General features: G+C 74.5%; 13 protein-coding genes. 8 read left to right on the plus strand and 5 right to left on the minus strand.

Annotated elements, in window-relative coordinates:
* Positions 1-2: 2 nt before the first annotated feature.
* Positions 3-1,058: a hypothetical protein gene (locus FJK98_RS25045; RefSeq protein ID WP_145921175.1), complete on the plus strand. Its 1,056-nt coding sequence runs from the start codon at positions 3-5 to the stop codon at positions 1,056-1,058.
* 68 nt (positions 1,059-1,126) lie between these two features.
* Here FJK98_RS25045 and FJK98_RS25050 read toward each other — a convergent pair whose 3' ends face one another.
* Together FJK98_RS25050 and FJK98_RS25055 are read right to left on the minus strand one after the other, a co-directional pair.
* Entirely contained in the window at positions 1,127-1,594 is a 468-nt protein-coding gene (locus FJK98_RS25050) for an SRPBCC family protein (protein ID WP_145921176.1), read from the minus strand.
* 98 nt (positions 1,595-1,692) lie between these two features.
* The gene (locus FJK98_RS25055) at positions 1,693-2,055 is read right to left on the minus strand and encodes an STAS domain-containing protein (protein ID WP_067309377.1); all 363 of its coding nucleotides are present in this window, start codon (positions 2,053-2,055) and stop codon (positions 1,693-1,695) included.
* 343 nt (positions 2,056-2,398) lie between these two features.
* On the opposite strand from FJK98_RS25055, the gene FJK98_RS33365 reads away from it, so the two are divergent.
* Positions 2,399-2,542: a hypothetical protein gene (locus tag FJK98_RS33365; protein WP_158224263.1), complete on the plus strand. Its 144-nt coding sequence runs from the start codon at positions 2,399-2,401 to the stop codon at positions 2,540-2,542.
* 157 nt (positions 2,543-2,699) lie between these two features.
* Positions 2,700-3,098 carry a hypothetical protein gene (locus FJK98_RS25060; RefSeq protein WP_145921177.1) on the plus strand — a complete coding sequence of 133 codons (399 nt, stop codon included), beginning with the start codon at positions 2,700-2,702 and terminating at the stop codon, positions 3,096-3,098.
* A 206-nt stretch (positions 3,099-3,304) separates the two neighbouring features.
* Here the strand turns inward: FJK98_RS25060 and FJK98_RS25065 are convergent, their stop codons facing one another.
* Both FJK98_RS25065 and FJK98_RS33720 read right to left on the minus strand, forming a co-directional pair.
* Entirely contained in the window at positions 3,305-6,100 is a 2,796-nt protein-coding gene (locus FJK98_RS25065) for a cellulose-binding domain-containing protein (RefSeq protein ID WP_145921178.1), read from the minus strand.
* Between the two features lie 177 nt (positions 6,101-6,277).
* Positions 6,278-8,299, minus strand: a complete 2,022-nt coding sequence (locus FJK98_RS33720; protein WP_205789199.1) for a hypothetical protein — start codon at positions 8,297-8,299, stop codon at positions 6,278-6,280.
* A 188-nt stretch (positions 8,300-8,487) separates the two neighbouring features.
* On the opposite strand from FJK98_RS33720, the gene FJK98_RS25075 reads away from it, so the two are divergent.
* Complete coding sequence (locus FJK98_RS25075) at positions 8,488-8,985, plus strand: redoxin domain-containing protein (RefSeq protein WP_145921179.1); 498 nt, start codon at positions 8,488-8,490, stop codon at positions 8,983-8,985.
* On the plus strand, positions 8,982-9,527 hold the full coding sequence (locus tag FJK98_RS25080; RefSeq protein ID WP_145921180.1) for a DsbA family protein: 546 nt from the start codon (positions 8,982-8,984) through the stop codon (positions 9,525-9,527). The genes FJK98_RS25075 and FJK98_RS25080 overlap by 4 nt, the downstream gene beginning before the upstream one ends.
* 161 nt (positions 9,528-9,688) lie before the next feature.
* Here FJK98_RS25080 and FJK98_RS25085 read toward each other — a convergent pair whose 3' ends face one another.
* Positions 9,689-12,613 (minus strand): LuxR C-terminal-related transcriptional regulator, encoded by a 2,925-nt coding sequence (locus FJK98_RS25085; RefSeq protein WP_240762337.1) that lies wholly within the window; start codon positions 12,611-12,613, stop codon positions 9,689-9,691.
* Positions 12,614-12,776: 163 nt separating this feature from the next.
* Between FJK98_RS25085 and FJK98_RS25090 the strand changes: the two genes are divergently transcribed.
* The 3 genes from FJK98_RS25090 to FJK98_RS25100 are packed head-to-tail and all read left to right on the plus strand — an operon-like array spanning position 12,777 to position 15,657.
* A complete protein-coding gene (locus FJK98_RS25090; RefSeq protein WP_370516918.1) occupies positions 12,777-13,259 on the plus strand; it encodes a hypothetical protein in 483 nt (160 codons plus the stop codon).
* The gene (locus tag FJK98_RS25095) at positions 13,256-14,428 is read left to right on the plus strand and encodes a zinc-dependent alcohol dehydrogenase (protein WP_145921183.1); all 1,173 of its coding nucleotides are present in this window, start codon (positions 13,256-13,258) and stop codon (positions 14,426-14,428) included. Before FJK98_RS25090 ends, FJK98_RS25095 begins: the two co-directional genes overlap by 4 nt.
* 56 nt (positions 14,429-14,484) lie before the next feature.
* Positions 14,485-15,657 carry a trans-acting enoyl reductase family protein gene (locus tag FJK98_RS25100; protein ID WP_145921184.1) on the plus strand — a complete coding sequence of 391 codons (1,173 nt, stop codon included), beginning with the start codon at positions 14,485-14,487 and terminating at the stop codon, positions 15,655-15,657.
* Positions 15,658-15,713: the final 56 nt, after the last annotated feature.

Consider the following 15,713-nt stretch of genomic DNA (forward strand, 5'->3'; position numbering starts at 1 on the left):
GCATGCACGTACGCACCACCACGCGGCTGCTGGCCGCGGTCGTCACGGCGCTGGCCCTGGGCGTGTCGGCCGCACCGTTCACCCCGGCCGTCGCCGCGCCCACCACCCGGCTCGCCGCCCCCGGCGACGACGAGGGCGGCACCCCGGCGCTGCGCGACCAGCTCGACGCGGCCAGCAAGGGCTGGCTGGAGGCCAAGGCCGCCCTGGAGCGTTCCACCAAGCGCCAGCAGGAACTCGACGGGCAGCTCAAGACCATCGAGTCGCAGTTGGTCACGCAGACCGCCAAGGTCGGCGAGATCGCCGGCGCGGCCTACCGCACCGGCCGGCTCGGACCGATGTCCGCCCTGCTCAACAGCAACACCCCGAGCGGCTTCCTGGACCGCGCGGCAGCGCTGGAGACGGTCGCCACCCGGGAGGACCAGGAACTGCGCACGATGATCGAGACCCGGGACCAGGCCACCCGGACCCGGGCCGCGGTCAGCCGGGAGATCACCGAACAGCGCAAGCAGGTCGCCACCATGGGCAAGCGCAAGGAGCAGGCCGAACGGGCGTTGGCGGTGGCCGCCGCCGACAAGCCGGCCCCCACCTCCCGCGACTCCGGCAGCTCGGACGGCACCTCCACCAGCAACGCCAAGGGGGCACCCCGCAACTCCGACGGCTCCTGGCCGTCCGAGTCGTGCAGCGTCAACGACCCGACGCCGGCCAACGGCTGCATCACCCCGCGTACGCTCAATGCCCTGAACCAGGCCAAGGCGGCCGGATTCACCAGGTACGTCTCCTGCTACCGGCCCAGCGGTTCCGGGGAACACCCCAAGGGCCGGGCGTGCGACTTCGCCGCCCAGAAGAACGGCTTCGGCGGGGTGGCCAGTGGCGGCGACCGGACGTACGGCAACAACCTCGCCGCGTACTTCATCCGCAACGCCGACCGGCTCGGCGTGCTCTACGTGATCTGGTTCAAGCGGATCTGGCTGCCGAGCAGCGGGTGGAAGGCGTACAGCGGGGGCAACGGGGACCCGTCCAGCGACCACACCAACCACGTGCACCTGTCGATGATCTGAGCCCGCCCGGTGGCCCGTCAGACCCGGGCGGGCCACCGACGCGAGCGTCAGGCGGGTCCCGGTGGTGGTCAACCGGCGGCGGGCGGGTCGCCGGCCCGGCCGTCCAGGACCGCGCCGAGGCGGCTGGCCAGCCCCAGGTGGGCGGCGCGGGCCTGCCGGAAGGCGTAGCCGAACAGCGGCGCCGGTGCGGCGAGGGTGATCTCCACGTCGATCCGCAGCAGGTCACCCTCCATCCGCAGCCGGGTGTGGTTGCGTACGGTGGTGCCGGGCTGCTGGCGGGCCACCGTCACGATCTCGTCGTCGCCGGCCAGCAGGACGTCGGCCTGGTAGGTGACGGGGAACCGCAGCGGCCCCAGCTCCAGCCGGTCGGTGATCGCGTAGCTGGCCAGGGCACCCGGCCGGGCGGGCAGCCGGCGCACCCGGACGATCAGCGGATGCAGCTCCTCCTGCCGGGACAGGTCGCTCAGCAGCGCCATCGCGTCCGCCGGTGAGCAGCGCGCCTGCACCGTGTAGCTGAAGCTCTCCCGCCGGACCACCGGGCCTCCTGACCGTCGTCGGTCGCACGATCGTGCCGCACCGGGGACGGACTGGCAACGTCCCTGGCCGGACGGCACGGAAGCCGACGGTGACCCGGTCAGGCGCCGGGCAGCACCTCCGGGGTGGCGGCACCGGCGAAGTACGGCTCCGGGGCACCGAAGAGACCGAGCAGGCCGGTCACCCAGAGCTGCCGGTGCACGAACCGGCTCGGTTCGGTGACGATGAGTTTGACGCCGCTGACCTCGGCGGTCTGGAAGCCGGCGACCATGGCGCTGATCCCGACGGAGTCGATGAAGGTGACGAGTCGCATGTTCAGCTCGATCCGCGCGGGCCGGCCCTTGGCCAGCACCTCGGCGATCGCCTCACGTACCTCGTAGGCGGTGTCGACGTCGATCTCACCACGGGGGGCGATCTCGATGACACCGGCCGGCAGGACCGACTTCACGATCGACAGGCTCACGCGAGCACCTCCACTCGCCCGTCCCCGGGCGCCTCATCAGTACGCGGGCCGCGACCGAGAGTATTCCTCCGATGGCCTCGGTCGCCACCCCTCGGGATGAGCAATTCGCGGATCCGGACGGACCGGACCGTCCCTCTCCACACCGTTGCTGGTCCTGTTCTCTCCGACGAACGGCTCAGCTCGACCGTTCCAACCGTCCCAGAGTAGCGGCCCCGGTCCATCGGTACCCGGATGCGGTGGGCCGGGCGAGCCCCGGCGCGGCCCGCCGACTCCCCCGGTGCAGGTTGTGACAGGTGCCTACCGTGGGCGAGAGATGGGTCACCACGATCGAGGAGACGGATCGATGCTCAAGAGACTGCTCGGCCTGGCCGGGGTCGGCGCGCTACTCGCTCTCGTACTGGCCTGCGGCTTCGGCGGCGGGGACGACGACGATGACGACGACGGGGACGATTTCGCCCGCGCCACGTCCGTGGTCGTGGTCCGCTGAGCGGTGGCGGTCTCCCCGGCGCACCGGGTTTGCGACCCGGCCGGGCGGGGCACTGCTCGGATACCGGCCGGGCGACCGGTCGGCGCGAGGACCGTCCCGCGGCACAGAGACGACGTCCGAAGTGGCCGCAGACTTCGGCATTCGAGGAGGTAACACGATGATCGGCAGCAACCTTCTGGAGCGCCGCAGCAAGCCCGAGCGGATCGCCGACCAGGCCTGGCACCACCTGCTCTCGGCGGTGGACTCCGCCGGTGACAGCGTCCGGGACGCCGCCCGGTCGGTCCGGGACTCGGGGCTATCCGACGCCGGCGACCTGGTCGGCTCGACCGCCGACGAGGCCCGCCGTCGGGCGACGCTCGCCTTCGACGCGCTCGCCGGCCGGCGTCCGGCCCTGCCCTGGACCCTGCTGATCGGCGCGGCGCTGGTCGGCGCGGCGATCGGCTGGGCCGCCGGCACCGCCGCGCGGGCCGCCGGCAGCGGGGGTGACCGGGCCGTCGACGACATCGAGTTCGTCGACGTGGACCGGCCGAACTCCCCCGTCGGGCTGGACGACTGACCGTCCCACGGCACGCACAGGCCCCGGTCGCGCTCCTCAGCGTCGACCGGGGCCTTCGCCGTCTCTTGATCCACTCCGTTGGGGCGATGTTGCGGTAAGGATCCGTGGTTGATGCCGCAACTTCGCCCCCACTGAGTCGATCACCCACAGGCCGGACGTGCCGCCGGCTCCCCCGATCGGGGGAGCCGGCGGGTGTCGGATAGTTGTCAGCGGCTGGTGCAGGTCACCGTCGGGACGGCGTTGGTGCCGGTCACGTTGGCGGTGAAGCCGATGCTGGTGCTCGCGCCGGCGCCGAGCGCACCGTTCCACCCGGCGTCCCGGACCGAGACGTTCGCCCCGGTCTGGGTGAAGGTGCCGCCCCAGAGCGAGTTGACCGTCTGGCCGTTGCCGAACGTCCAGTTCACCGTCCAGCCGGCGATCGCGCTGGTGCCGGCGTTGCGGACCGTCACCTCACCCTGGAAGCCACCCGGCCACGACCCGGTCACCTTGTACGTCGCCGCGCACCCGCCGGTGGGCGGCGGAGTCGTCGGCGGCGGAGTCGTCGGCGGCGGCGTGGTGGGCGGAGGCGTCGTAGGCGGAGGCGTGGTGGGCGGAGGCGTCGTAGGCGGAGGCGTGGTGGGTGGCGGCGTGGTGGGTGGCGGGGTCGTCGGCGGCGGCGTGGTCGGGTTGGGGGTGGTCGGCGTCGGGGTGGGGGTGCCGCCGAGCCGGTCGGCGACCAGGATGCCCCGGCCGTTGGTGCCCAGGTAGACCCGGCCGTAGACCCGGGGGTCACCGGTCAGCGCCTCGCCCGCGTTGCCGTACTGGTGCTGGTCGTCGTTGATCCGCACCCAGGCCGCGCCGGTGTTGTCGGAGCGGTAGACACCGCTCTTGCCGTCGACGGTGCCGAAGGTGAACACCGCCGGGTACGTCTGCCCGGGGGCCGCCTTGCCGAAGCCGACGTTCACCGCCGAGGACACCCCGGCCAGCTTGGTGAAGCTGGCCCCGGAGTCGGTGGAGCGCCACAGCCCGCCCTCGCCGGCCAGCCAGATGTCGCCCTCCTTGCCGGGCACCGCCTTGTACTTGACCGTGCCGGTGGTCGGCAGGCCGGTGGCGGCGGACGCGGTGAAGCTGGCCCCGCCGTTGGTGCTGACGTAGAACTTGCCGCCGCTGAAACCGTAGAACTTGTTCTTGTTGACCCGGTCGGACTCGACCACCGCGTTGGCCGGGATGCCGGTGGCGGCGGTCCACGAGTTGCCGAACCCGACCGAGCGGATCACCTGCTGCCCGGCGTCACCCGGGGCCCAGACGAACTGGCTGCCGTCGGCGGCGGCGGCGACCGTGCCGCCGTTGTTGACCCCGCCCGGCTCGCTGCCCTGGAACCAGTTCGCCCCGCCGTCGGTGGAGAACGCGACGTGGCTGTCGTTGGGGCGGTCGGCGTCGGTGAAGTTGCCGGCCCGGACCATCGTCGCCGGGTTCGCCTCGGCGTAGTCGAGGCTGGTGGTGCTGGTGAAGACCGGCTGCGTGAACAGCATCGGCGGCACCGCGTTCAGGTCGGTGTGCCGGAACCCGCCGATGTCACCGAGCCCGCTGACCAGCGGCGCCCCGGTGGGCGGGCTGATCAGGTCCAGCACGGCGGTCTCCTCCAGGCCCTTGACCATCGGCTTGATGGTGAGCTTGCCGCCGGTGTCCCACTTGGTGAGGTCGGTGCTGCCGTAGATGGTCGCGCCGGTGCCGTACATGAAGCGGTTGGAGTCGAACGGGTCGATCTCCACCGACTCGTTCATCCAGCCCAGCTTCGGGGACTCCTCCGGCGGGGCCGGGTTGGCCCCGAAGGTCAGCCACGGCACCGAGCTGATGTCCATCGTGAACTTCTTGGTGCGCTCCGGGTAGCTGCCGAACTCCCAGATCCGGGTCCAGGTCGCGCCGCCGTCGGTGCTGCGGAAGAAGATCGCGTCCGGCCACCAGGAGATCTGGGTGGCGACCATGAGGGTGTTCGGCTTCTGCCGGTCGATGGTCAGCCCCGAGTAGCCGAAGTAGGCGTCGCTGCTGGACGACGGGATCGGGCTGATCTGCGTCCACGCGCCGGTGGCCCGGTTGAACTTCCACACGTCACCCTTGCCCCCGTCGTACGGGCCGCCGGTGTCGCTGGTGGCGATGTAGAGGAAGCCGCCGACCGGGTCGACCACGCCCTTGTGGGCCAGGTAGCCGGTGGGCTGGCCGGCGATCCGCTCCCAGCTCGTGCCACCGTTCGTGGAGCGGTACACCGGGTTCGCCTTGTCCGCCACGCCGACGTAGATGGTCTGCGTGGCGTTGCCCGCCGTACCGGTGCTCTTGTCGAAGGTGACCCAGGTCAGACCCTGGTTCTGGCTCTGGTAGCCGGTGGTGTCGTTGGGGTCGGCCCGGTAGTTGCCGACGTTCGGGAAGTTCGCCACCTTGGCCCAGGTGACCCCGTAGTCGGTGCTGCGCCACAGGCCGTTGCCGCCCTCGGCACCGTAGTACAGGATGCTGTTCTTGTTGGGGTCGACGGCGAGCCGCTCCCCCATGCCCCGGCCGGGCATGTTGCCGCCGTTCTTGAACGGCAGCGCGGTGGCCTGCCAGGTGGCGCCCTTGTCCGACGAGCGCAGGATCGCGCCGTTGTTCGGGTCCCAGTCGTTGGTGTACATGCCGACGGCCGCGTACACCCGGTTGGTCTGCACCGGGTCGGTGGCCAGGCTGACCACGCCGTTGTAGCCCCACTTGTCCGCGCCGACCCAGTCGAGCAGCGGCGTCCAGGACTGGCTGGCCTGCTCCCACCGGTACGCGCCGCCGATGTCGGTACGCGCGTAGATCAGGTTCTTCTCGGTCTGGTTGAAGATGATGCCGGGGACGAAGCCGCCGCCGTCGATCCGGACGTTCTTCCAGCTGTACGGCTCGGCCGCCGCCGCGGCGGCCGGTGTGGACGGTGCGACGGTGAACTGTACGGCCACGACGGCCGTCGCGGCGGCCAGCACGGTGGTGACCGCGCCGACGAGACTTCTCCGCATCTGCGGTTCCTCTCGGGATGCCAGGGTCAGGGTGCGACGGCCCCGTGGGGGGACGTCGACGGGTGCGAAGAGCTGCCCTGGCTCCCCGCCGGCACGCTTGGCTCCCGCTGCCGAAGAAGAACCCAACAGTAACCGGTACGCCGCCGAATTAGGAAGCGCTCCCAACTAACTCGGCCCTCAGAGCCGGTAGATGACGTCCTCGCCGACGATCTCGCGACTGATGCCCAGCCCGTCCACCGGTCGGGCGGCCACGTCCGCCCACGGTGTGCCGGCCGCCCAGCCGGGCAGCAGCACCACCGTGCGCACCCCGACCTGCCGCAGGTACGCCACCGAGGTGGCGTCCGGGAAGGTCATGCTCACCGCCCTGATCCGCTCCTGGGACTGCGGGGTGAACGAGGCGAGCCCGTTGACCACCTTGGGGAACCCGTCGGTCGACCAGAGCATCACGTGCAGTTCCCGGATGCCGTCGCTGGGCAGCACCAGCGCCGGGCCGGTCAGCCCACGCAGCACGGCCGGCTGCTCCGGCGCGGGCACGTGCGGGGTCCGGTTGACCCCCTCCACGCCGACCAGCAGCAGCGGCACCAGGAGCGCCAACCGGGCCAGCCGCCACTGCCGGCCGGCCCGCTTCGGGGCCGGCTCCCGGGTGACCGCCTGCTCGGCCGCCGATCCGGACCACGCCGCCGACCGCAGTGCCGGCCGTGGTCCCGGTGCCGCCTCCGTCGGTGCGGACGCCTCCACCAGCACCGGCGCTCCCGCCGGTCGCAGCGCCGGCACGGCCGGCTCCGACCCGGGTTCCGCGTCCGGGCCCGGCGACTGGTCCCCGGCCGACCCTGCCCCGGGCTCCGCGTCCGGCCCCGGCGGCTGTTCCCCGGCCGGCTCCGACCCCGGGGCCGGCTCCGCGCCGGGGTCGGCCTGCCGCGCCGGCTCGCGCACCGTCAACGCCCCGGCGGCGAGCAGGCCGAGCAGCAGCGTCGTCCACAGCACCAGCCGGCCCGGGGTGCGCACCCCGTCCCAGCCCGGGGCGTGCTCGACGAGCGTCACGTACCCGGGGTTGCCGTCGCCACCGAACGTGGTGCCCGCGGCGAGCGCCACGCTGACCAGCGCCGCGCCGGCCAGCATCAGCCGGTGCCGCAGCCGCCACGCGGAGAAGAACAGCCCGGCCACCGCCAGCGACAGCAGCACCACCCCGGGCAGCAGGGTCATCTCGCCCGGGAACCCGAGCGTGGCGCGCGCCGCCTCGTGCCGCTCCCCCCACAGCCAGGACTCCGGCGGCGCGGTGACGAACCCCCGCCACGGCGGGGAGAACATCTCGATCTGGGCCACCGTCCGCCGGCCCGACGGGTTACGGGCCACCACCTCGAAGTACGGCGCGGCCATCGCCAGGGTCACCCCGGCGAACCCGATCCCCCCGGCCAGGTCGGCCAGGAGCAGGCCGCGCGGCACCACCGGCCGGGTCCGCCGCCGCAACCACACCACGCCGTACGTGACGACCGCGCCGAGGCAGAGCAGACCCAGCACGTACGCGAAGGGCAGGCCGATGCCGAAACCGAGGGTGACCTGCCAGGCGGCGACCGCCCACCCGGCGACCACCCAGCCGGGACGGACCCGGTCGGGCCGGTGGCCGTGCCGCAGCGACCAGCCGTGGCCCCGGGCCAGCATGGCCAACGCGAGGGCGATCCCGCCGATGCTGAGCACGTGCAGGTGCCCGGCCTGGGCGAGCTTCCACGGGGCGTACGCGAAGGACACCCCGGCCACCGCCGCGCCGGCCCGACCGGCCCCCACCTGCCGGGCCAGCGCGTACGCCCCGAACAGGGCGAGGGCGTGGGTCAGCATGTAGAGCAGGTTGTAGCGGATCACGGCGGCCACCGGACCGTCCCCGATCATGCCGAACGGGGCGTACCCGAGCAGGGTGTCCGAGTAGGCGTAGGTGTACGGCTCGGGATAGAACGTGTTGGAGTGCCAGACCTGCAACGGGTTGGTGAGCAGGGCGTGCCCGCCCCAGGCCACCTGCCACGCCTGCAACGTCGGGTCGCCGGTGTCCTGTGGGATCGTGCTCGCCGGATCGCGCAGGGTCGGCCAGGTCAGCACCACGGCCAGCAGCAGCGCGGCGAGCGCCGCCAGGGTCCACTCGTGCCGGGCCACCCGCCACGACACGCCCGCCAACCGGCGACCGAAAACCCGCATCTGATCGACGTCCATCTTTCCACCCCGTCCTTCGCCGTCCGTCAGACTGCCCGAGTCCGATCCGGTTGTCGACACCGCGACCCGCCCGAATTTCGCCACCGGGTCCCCTTCGGCGGTCCGAATCCGATCTGACGACGCCGTGCCGCAGGACCACCCGGGTCGGGTGAGCCGCCCTCACCCGACCCGGCGGGACGGTGGGCGACATGACTGGACCCGACGGACTGATCCGACCCGGGACCCCGGCCCCCGAATTCACCCTGCCGGCCACCCCGGACGGGCGACGGACCGGACCCGCGCAGTTCCGGGGTCGGCCGGTGGTGCTCGCCTTCTACCCCGCCGACTGGTCCCCGGTCTGCGGCGACCAGATGGCGCTCTACCAGGCCGCGATGCCGGAGTTCGAGCGGTACGACGCGGCGGTGCTGGGCATCTCGGTGGACAGCCTCTGGTCGCACCGCGCGTTCGCCGAGGCGAAGGGCGTCCGGTTCCCGCTGCTGTCCGACTTCGAACCCAAGGGCGAGGTGGCGCGGGGCTACGGGGCGTACACGCCGCAGGGGCAGGCCGGCCGGGCCCTGGTGGTGCTCGACCCGGCCGGGGCGGTGGCCTGGAGCTACCTGTCCCCCGCCGAGGTCAACCCCGGCGCCGACGGCATCCTCGACGCGTTGGAACAGCTCGGCACCGAACGGCAGGTGATGACCCGATGAGCACCCCGTTGCAGGTCACCGCCCGACTCCGGGTGCCGGTGACCGAGACCGACCATGTCCGTGGCCCCCTGGACGCCCCGGTCACCCTCGTGCAGTACGGCGACTTCCAGTGCCCGTACTGCGGGGCGGCGTACCCGAACCTGGCCGAGGTGCTGCGGCAGCGGCGGGACACCGTCCGGCTGGTCTACCGGCACTTCCCGATCACCAACCTGCACCCGTACGCCGAACGGGCCGCCGAGGTGGCCGAGGCGGCCGGCCGCCGGGACCGGTTCTGGGAGATGCACGACTGGCTCTACGAACACCAGGACCAACTGGACCCGGTGCACCTGTCGCTCGGCGTGGCGCAGGTGGGGCTCCCGCCGGACGAGATCGACGCCGAGGTCGACCGGCACGCGCACGCCGACCGGGTACGCCACGACTTCACCGGCGGCATCCGCAGCGGCGTCAACGGCACACCCACCCTCTTCGTCGGCGACCACCGCCACGACGGCCCACTCGACCTCCCCACCCTCCTCACCACCGTGGACACCGCCACCCCCTGACCCAGCCCAGCCCCGCCCCGCCCTTGGTGATCAAGAGGTTTAGGTCAGTTGATCAAGAGGTTTGCGTCAGGTTGAAGATCAATCTTGACGTAAACCTCTTGATCACCGGGGGCGGGCGGGACGGGCAGGCGGGGCGGGGATGGGCGGGGCGGGGGTGGGGGTTAGAGGAGGTGGAGGTCGCGGGCTCGGCGGACGGCTTCGCGGCGGCGGGTGGCGTCGAGCTTGCGGTAGATGTTGCGGACGTGGGTCTTGACGGTGTTGACCGACAGGGACAGCTCGCTGGCGATCTCCACGTTGGACAGGATGCTCTGCAGGTACCGCAGGATGGTCAGCTCCCGCTCGGTGAGCGGCTCGTCCAGGGGGCGCTCGGGGTCGTCCCGCCGGGGATCGGCCGGCCCGCGCCGGGTGCCGTACGCCCCCTGGCCGGACGGCGGGGCGACGTCCCGCACCAGGTCACTGACCTGCGGCCAGTACGCCGTACCGGAGTCCAGGTGGGCCGCGAGCAGTTCCCGCACCTCCGGTTCGGCCCGGGTGAACACCCGCCGGTGGCCGTGCCGCCCCGCCAGGTCCAGCACCCGTTCCAGCAGCCGCCCTGCCCGGCGTTCGTCACCGGCCCGCCGGGTCAGCAGCGCGTCCAGGACTCCGGCGGCGAGCCGTACCGACAACGGCCAACCAACCGCGCCCGGGGCGTCCCAGTCGGGCAGGGCGTGCCGGGCGGCCCGCAGGTCACCGGCCCGCAACTCCACCCGGGCCAGCGCCAACGCCAGCACCGGCACCGGGTCCGGCCCGTGCGCCCGCTCGCCGAGCAGCCGCCGGGCCGTGTCCACGTCACCTTGCTCGCCGCGCAGGTCCGCTTCCAGCGCCAGCAACCGGTCAGCCAGCTCCCCGGCACCGCTGGTGGTCAGTTCGTCGCGGGCGCGTTGCACCGCTGCCATGGCCGCCGCCGGCTCGCCCGCGTCCCGGAGCAGGGCCGCCCGGCACAGCGCCGCCACCGCCCCGGCCAGGGTCGTCCCGGTCACCGCGCCGGCCGCCGCCAGCTCGGCGGTCGCCTCGGCGGGCTGGTCGCGCAGTACCGCCACCAGCGCCAGTGCCAGGTGTGCGTGGCCGCAGTCGACCCGCCCCGACCAGCCCTGGCAGGGGGGCATGGCCAGGGCCGCCCGCGCGGTCTCCTCGGCCGGCGACAGCTCACCGGCGAGGGCGAGCAGCAGCGCCGCCCGGCTCGCGCCGACCAGTTCGGTCCGGGGTCGGCCGACCCGCCGGGCCGCCGCCAGCGCGGCACGGAACCACGCTGCGGCCCGGCCCAACTCCCCCTCGGCGAGGTCGGTCAGGCCGAGCGCGGTGCCGGCCACCGCCCGGACATCCGCGTCGTCCTCGCCGGTCCGTGGATCATCCCCGGTCACCACATCTTCGCCGGTCACAAGGTCGGCACCGGTCGGCGGGCCGAGCACGTCGGTGCCGGCGGGCGGATCAGGAGGAACCGGGGCGACGGAAGCCGCACCGGTGGCCAGCCCCGAACCGGCAGGCGGCACCGAACCGGCAGGAAGCGCCGAACCGGCAGGAAGCGCCGAACCGGTGGCGAGCAGGCGGGCGGCGGCAGCGCGTACCGTCGCGGGGTCGCCGGACAGCCGGGCCAGGGTGAGTTCCAGTGCCACGGCCAGCCGCCGGAACCGGTCCCGGCGGGGGGCCGGCAGCGTGCGGGCGGCCTGCACCGCGTCCCGCAGGCGGGCGGTCGCCGCCGCCACGTCCCCCGCGTACGCCCGCTCGGTGCCGGCGGCCAGCGCCAGTTCCGGGTCCCGGCGCACCGCCCCGGCGGGCGGTGGCGGGGGCGGCGGCAGGGGCGGCGGCTCCTGCTCGTACGGGACCAGCTCCGGCCAGTGGGCCAGCAGCAGTTCGGTGGCGCGGTCCCACTGCCCGGCGGTCAGGGCGTGGTGCAGCGCGTCGGCCGGCCGGTCGTGCTCGGCGTGCCAGTCGGCGGCCCGCCGGTGCAGTTCGCCGCGTTCCCGCCCGTCGAGGCCGGCGAGTTCCTCGCGTAGCAGGTCGGCCAGCATGGGGTGCGGCCGGTACCAGGGTGGATCGCTGTCGTCGCGGTGCAGGAATCCGCCGTCGCGGGCCAGTCCGGCCAGGAGCTGACCGGTGTCGGCACGTCCGGTCAACGCGTCGGCCAGGTCGGCGCGGACCGCCCCGCCGACGGCGCACCGGCGCAGCACCTCCCGGGCCGGCCCCGGCAGCGGGGCGAGCACCTCGGCGCGCAGGTAGGCGGCGACGTCCGGATGGTCGCCGCCGAACCGCCGTACCCAGCGTTGCGGGTCGGCCTGGCCCCGGGCGGCCAGCGCGGCGAAGCGCAGGCCCGCCGGCCAGCCGCCGGTGCGTTCCCGGAGCCGGGCGACCGCCGCCGCCGGCAGCGGCACCCCGTGCGCCACCAGCAGGTCGGCCACCTCGTCGGTGGTGAAGGCCAGGTCGTCGGGGCCGATCTCGGTCGGCTCGCCGGCCAGCCGCAGCCGGTGCAGGGCCGGCGGCAGGCCGGTCCGGCCGGCGGCGACGAGACGTAGCCGCCCGGCGGCGTGCCGGAGCAGGAACTCCAGCCCGGTGAGGACGTCCGGATCGGTCATCCGGTGCAGGTCGTCGAGGACCAGCCGGACGGGGCGTTCCCGGGCGGCCAGCGTGGCGGCCAGCGCCTCCAGCCCGTCGGGCCGCCACGGACCGGCGGGGGCCGGCGTCAGGTCGTCCGGCCCGGCCCGGAGCGCGCCGCGCAGGGCCCGGGTCAGGTACGCCCACAGCCGCTGTCCGCTGTCGCCGGCCTCGACCTGCACCCAGGCCACCGGGTCCCCGGTCGGTTCCGCCGCCTGCGCGGCGGCGGTGAGCAGTGTCGTCTTGCCCCAGCCGGCGGGCGCGCGGACCACGGTGAGGATGCCGGCGGCCCCGTCGTCGAGGCGGGCCAGCAGCCGGGGCCGCAGCAGCATCGGCTCGGGCGCGGCGGGCGGGGTGAGCCGGGAGGCCAGCAGCGGCGGCTCGGCGGACGCCCGGGTGGTCGCGGCGCCGCCGGGGTGGGGTGTCGGGTCGAGCGCCCGTACGGGCTGCTGCGGCATTGCACCCCACCCCCAGTCGGCGCGTTCCTCCCCCGGTCGGCGGCGGTTACCCGGCGCGGCCCGGTTCACCCCTTCGGGACGAGCCCGGTTCACCCGGGCCGCGCCGACGATGGGCGAGCCGGACGGCGTGGACCGGTCCCGGCGGGAGAGGCGGGTGGTACGGATGGGACGGCTGACCCGGGGCGCGGTCATTGTCGCCGCCACGGCGTTCGGCGCGGCGACGGCCCGCACCGCGACCGGCCGTACCCCGAGGACCGGCCGGACCGGGCAGGGGCGGTCGGGGCGCGTACCCCGGCGGTCGGCGGCCGGGTCGGGGCGTTGGCAGGTGGTGACGGTCGGGGTCCCGGCGGCGGAACTGCTGCCCGGCGGACGCTGGCCGGAGCCGCTGCGGCCCCTGGCCGGCGCGGTGGAGCTGGACCTGCGGCCGGCCCCCGGCGGGCGCGGCACCGAGCTGGCGGTCCGGCCGCTCGGCGGGCTCGCCGCCCTCCCCGGGATGGCCGCCCACCTGGTCGGCGACGACCCCGACGGCTACCTGTGGCAGGTGTTGCGCGCGGTACGGCAGCTCGTCGAGACCGGTGAGGTGCTGCGCGCCGACCGGCCGGCCGTCGAGCGGCCCGCCCCCGACCGGCCGGCGGTGCCCGGATGAGGGCGCTGTGCTGGGAGGGCGTCGACCGGCTCGCGGTACGCCAGGTGCCCGATCCGGAGCTGCGCAACGCCCACGACATGATCGTGCGGGTACGGCGCAGTGCCACCTGCGGGACCGACCTGCCGTTGCTCGCCGGGCGGGTGCCGGGCCTGTCCGCCGGTGACGTGCTCGGGCACGAGTTCCTGGGCGACGTGGCCGAGGTCGGCCCGGCGGTACGCCGGCACCGCGTCGGGGACCGGGTGGTGGTCTGCGCCGCCGTGGCCTGCGGGAACTGCTGGTACTGCCGGCAGGGGCTGTACTCCTGCTGCGACAACGGCGCGCCCGCCGCGACGGTCACCGAGGCGGCCTGGGGGCAACCCACCGGCGGCTGTTACGGCCATCCCCGGACGGCGGGTGGGTTCGCCGGCAGCCACGCCGAGTACGTCCGGGTGCCGTACGCCGACGTGGGGGCGTTCACCGTGCCCGACCCGGTCAGCGACGACCGGGCGGTGTTCGCCTCGGACGCCGCCCCCGCCGGTTGGATGGGTGCCGAGCTGGGTGCGGTCCGCCCCGGTGACGTGGTGGCGGTGTGGGGGGCGGGTGCGGTGGGTCAGCTCACCGCGCAGGCGGCGACGGTGCTCGGCGCGGACCGGGTGATCGTGATCGACCGCTACCCGGAGCGGTTGCGGATGGCCGAACGGCACACCGGTGCCGAGACGCTGCACTACGAGCACACCGACGTCCCCGCCGAGCTGCGGGAACGCAGTGGGGGCCGGGGTCCCGACGTGTGCGTGGAGGCGGTCGGGGTGGCCGACGGCGGTGGCCGTCCGCTGTCGCTGGCCGACCGGTTCACCGGCCGGGGCGGCCCGGTCGAGGACCCGTTGGCGCTGCGGGAGGCGGTGCACGCCTGCCGTAAGGGCGGCACGGTCTTCGTCTCGGGCACCTTCACCGGTTTCGTGGACGCCTTCCCGCTGGGCGCGGTGATGCACAAGGGGCTCACCCTGCGCAGCGCGCGGCAGCACGGCCAACGGTGGATTCCGATGCTGCTGGACCGGATGGCCCGCGACGAGCTGCGTACCGAACACCTGGCGACGCACCGGTTCGACCTGGACCAGGCTCCGACCGGGTACGCGCTGTTCCGGGACCGGGCCGACGGCTGTGTGCGGGCGGTGTTCACCCCGCACGGCTGAGCCGCCCGGTGGCCCGCCAGCCGCTGCGGGTCGGGCGCGGGTGGCACACTCGGCGGATGCGCCCCGACCGCCCGTACGACCTCGTCCTGTTCGGCGCGACCGGTTTCACCGGCGGGCTGACCGCCGAGTACCTGGCCCGGCACGCCCCGGCGGGGCTGCGCTGGGCGCTGGCCGGCCGCAACCCGGCGAAGCTGTCGGCGGTGCGGGACCGGCTCGCCGCCATCGAGCCGGCCCTGGCCACGCTGCCGCTGCTGACCGCCGACGTCACCGACGCCGGGTCGCTGCGGGCGGTGGTGGAGGGCGCCCGGGTGCTCGCCACCACCGTCGGGCCGTACGTGCACCACGGGGAGCCGCTGGTCGCCGCGTGTGCCGCCGCCGGCACCGACTATCTCGACATCACCGGCGAGCCGGAGTTCGTGGACCTGATGTACGTGCGGCACCACGCCGAGGCGGTCCGCACCGGGGCCCGGCTGGTGCACGCCTGCGGCTTCGACTCGGTCCCGCACGACCTGGGCGTCTGGTACACCGTCCGGCAGTTGCCGGCGGACGGGCCGATCAGCGTCGACGGGTTCGTCCGGGCCGGGGGCAGGTTCTCCGCCGGCACGTACCATTCGGCGCTCACCGCGTTCTCCCGTACCGCGCAGACGAAGCGGGCGGCGCAGGCCCGGCGGGCGGTCGAGCCCCGGCCGGACGGACGCCGGGTCCGTGCGGTGGCCGGGAAGCTGGGCCGGTCGGCGGCGACCGGCATGTGGGCGGTGCCGCTGCCCACCATCGACCCGCAGGTGGTACGTCGGTCCGCCGCCGCCCGCCCGGAGTACGGCCCGGACTTCCGCTACCGGCACTTCGCCGCCGTCAGGCGGCTGCCCACGGTGCTGGCGGCGGGGGCGGGGATGGCCGGGGTGGTGGGGCTGGTGAAGCTGCCGCCGACCCGGCGTTGGCTGCTCGGCCGGCTCGCCTCCGGGCAGGGGCCGAGCGCGGAGCAGCGGGCCCGGTCGTGGTTCCGGGTGCGGTTCGTCGGCGAGGGCGGCGGCCGGACCGTCCGCACCGAGGTCGCCGGCGGCGACCCCGGCTACGACGAGACCGCCAAGATGCTCGCCGAGTCGGCCCTCTGCCTGGCGTACGACGAGCTGCCCGCCACGTCCGGGCAGCTGACCCCGGTGGCGGCGATGGGGGACGCGCTGCTGGACCGGTTGGTGCGGGCGGGGATCACGTTCCGGGTGCTCCCGTAGTGGGGACGACGGCCGGGTCGCGGGGCCGGCGGCGGCCGGTGCGGGCTTGACCCTCG

The sequence above is a fragment of the Micromonospora sp. HM134 genome (assembly GCF_007833915.1).
GTDB lineage: Bacteria > Actinomycetota > Actinomycetes > Mycobacteriales > Micromonosporaceae > Micromonospora > Micromonospora wenchangensis.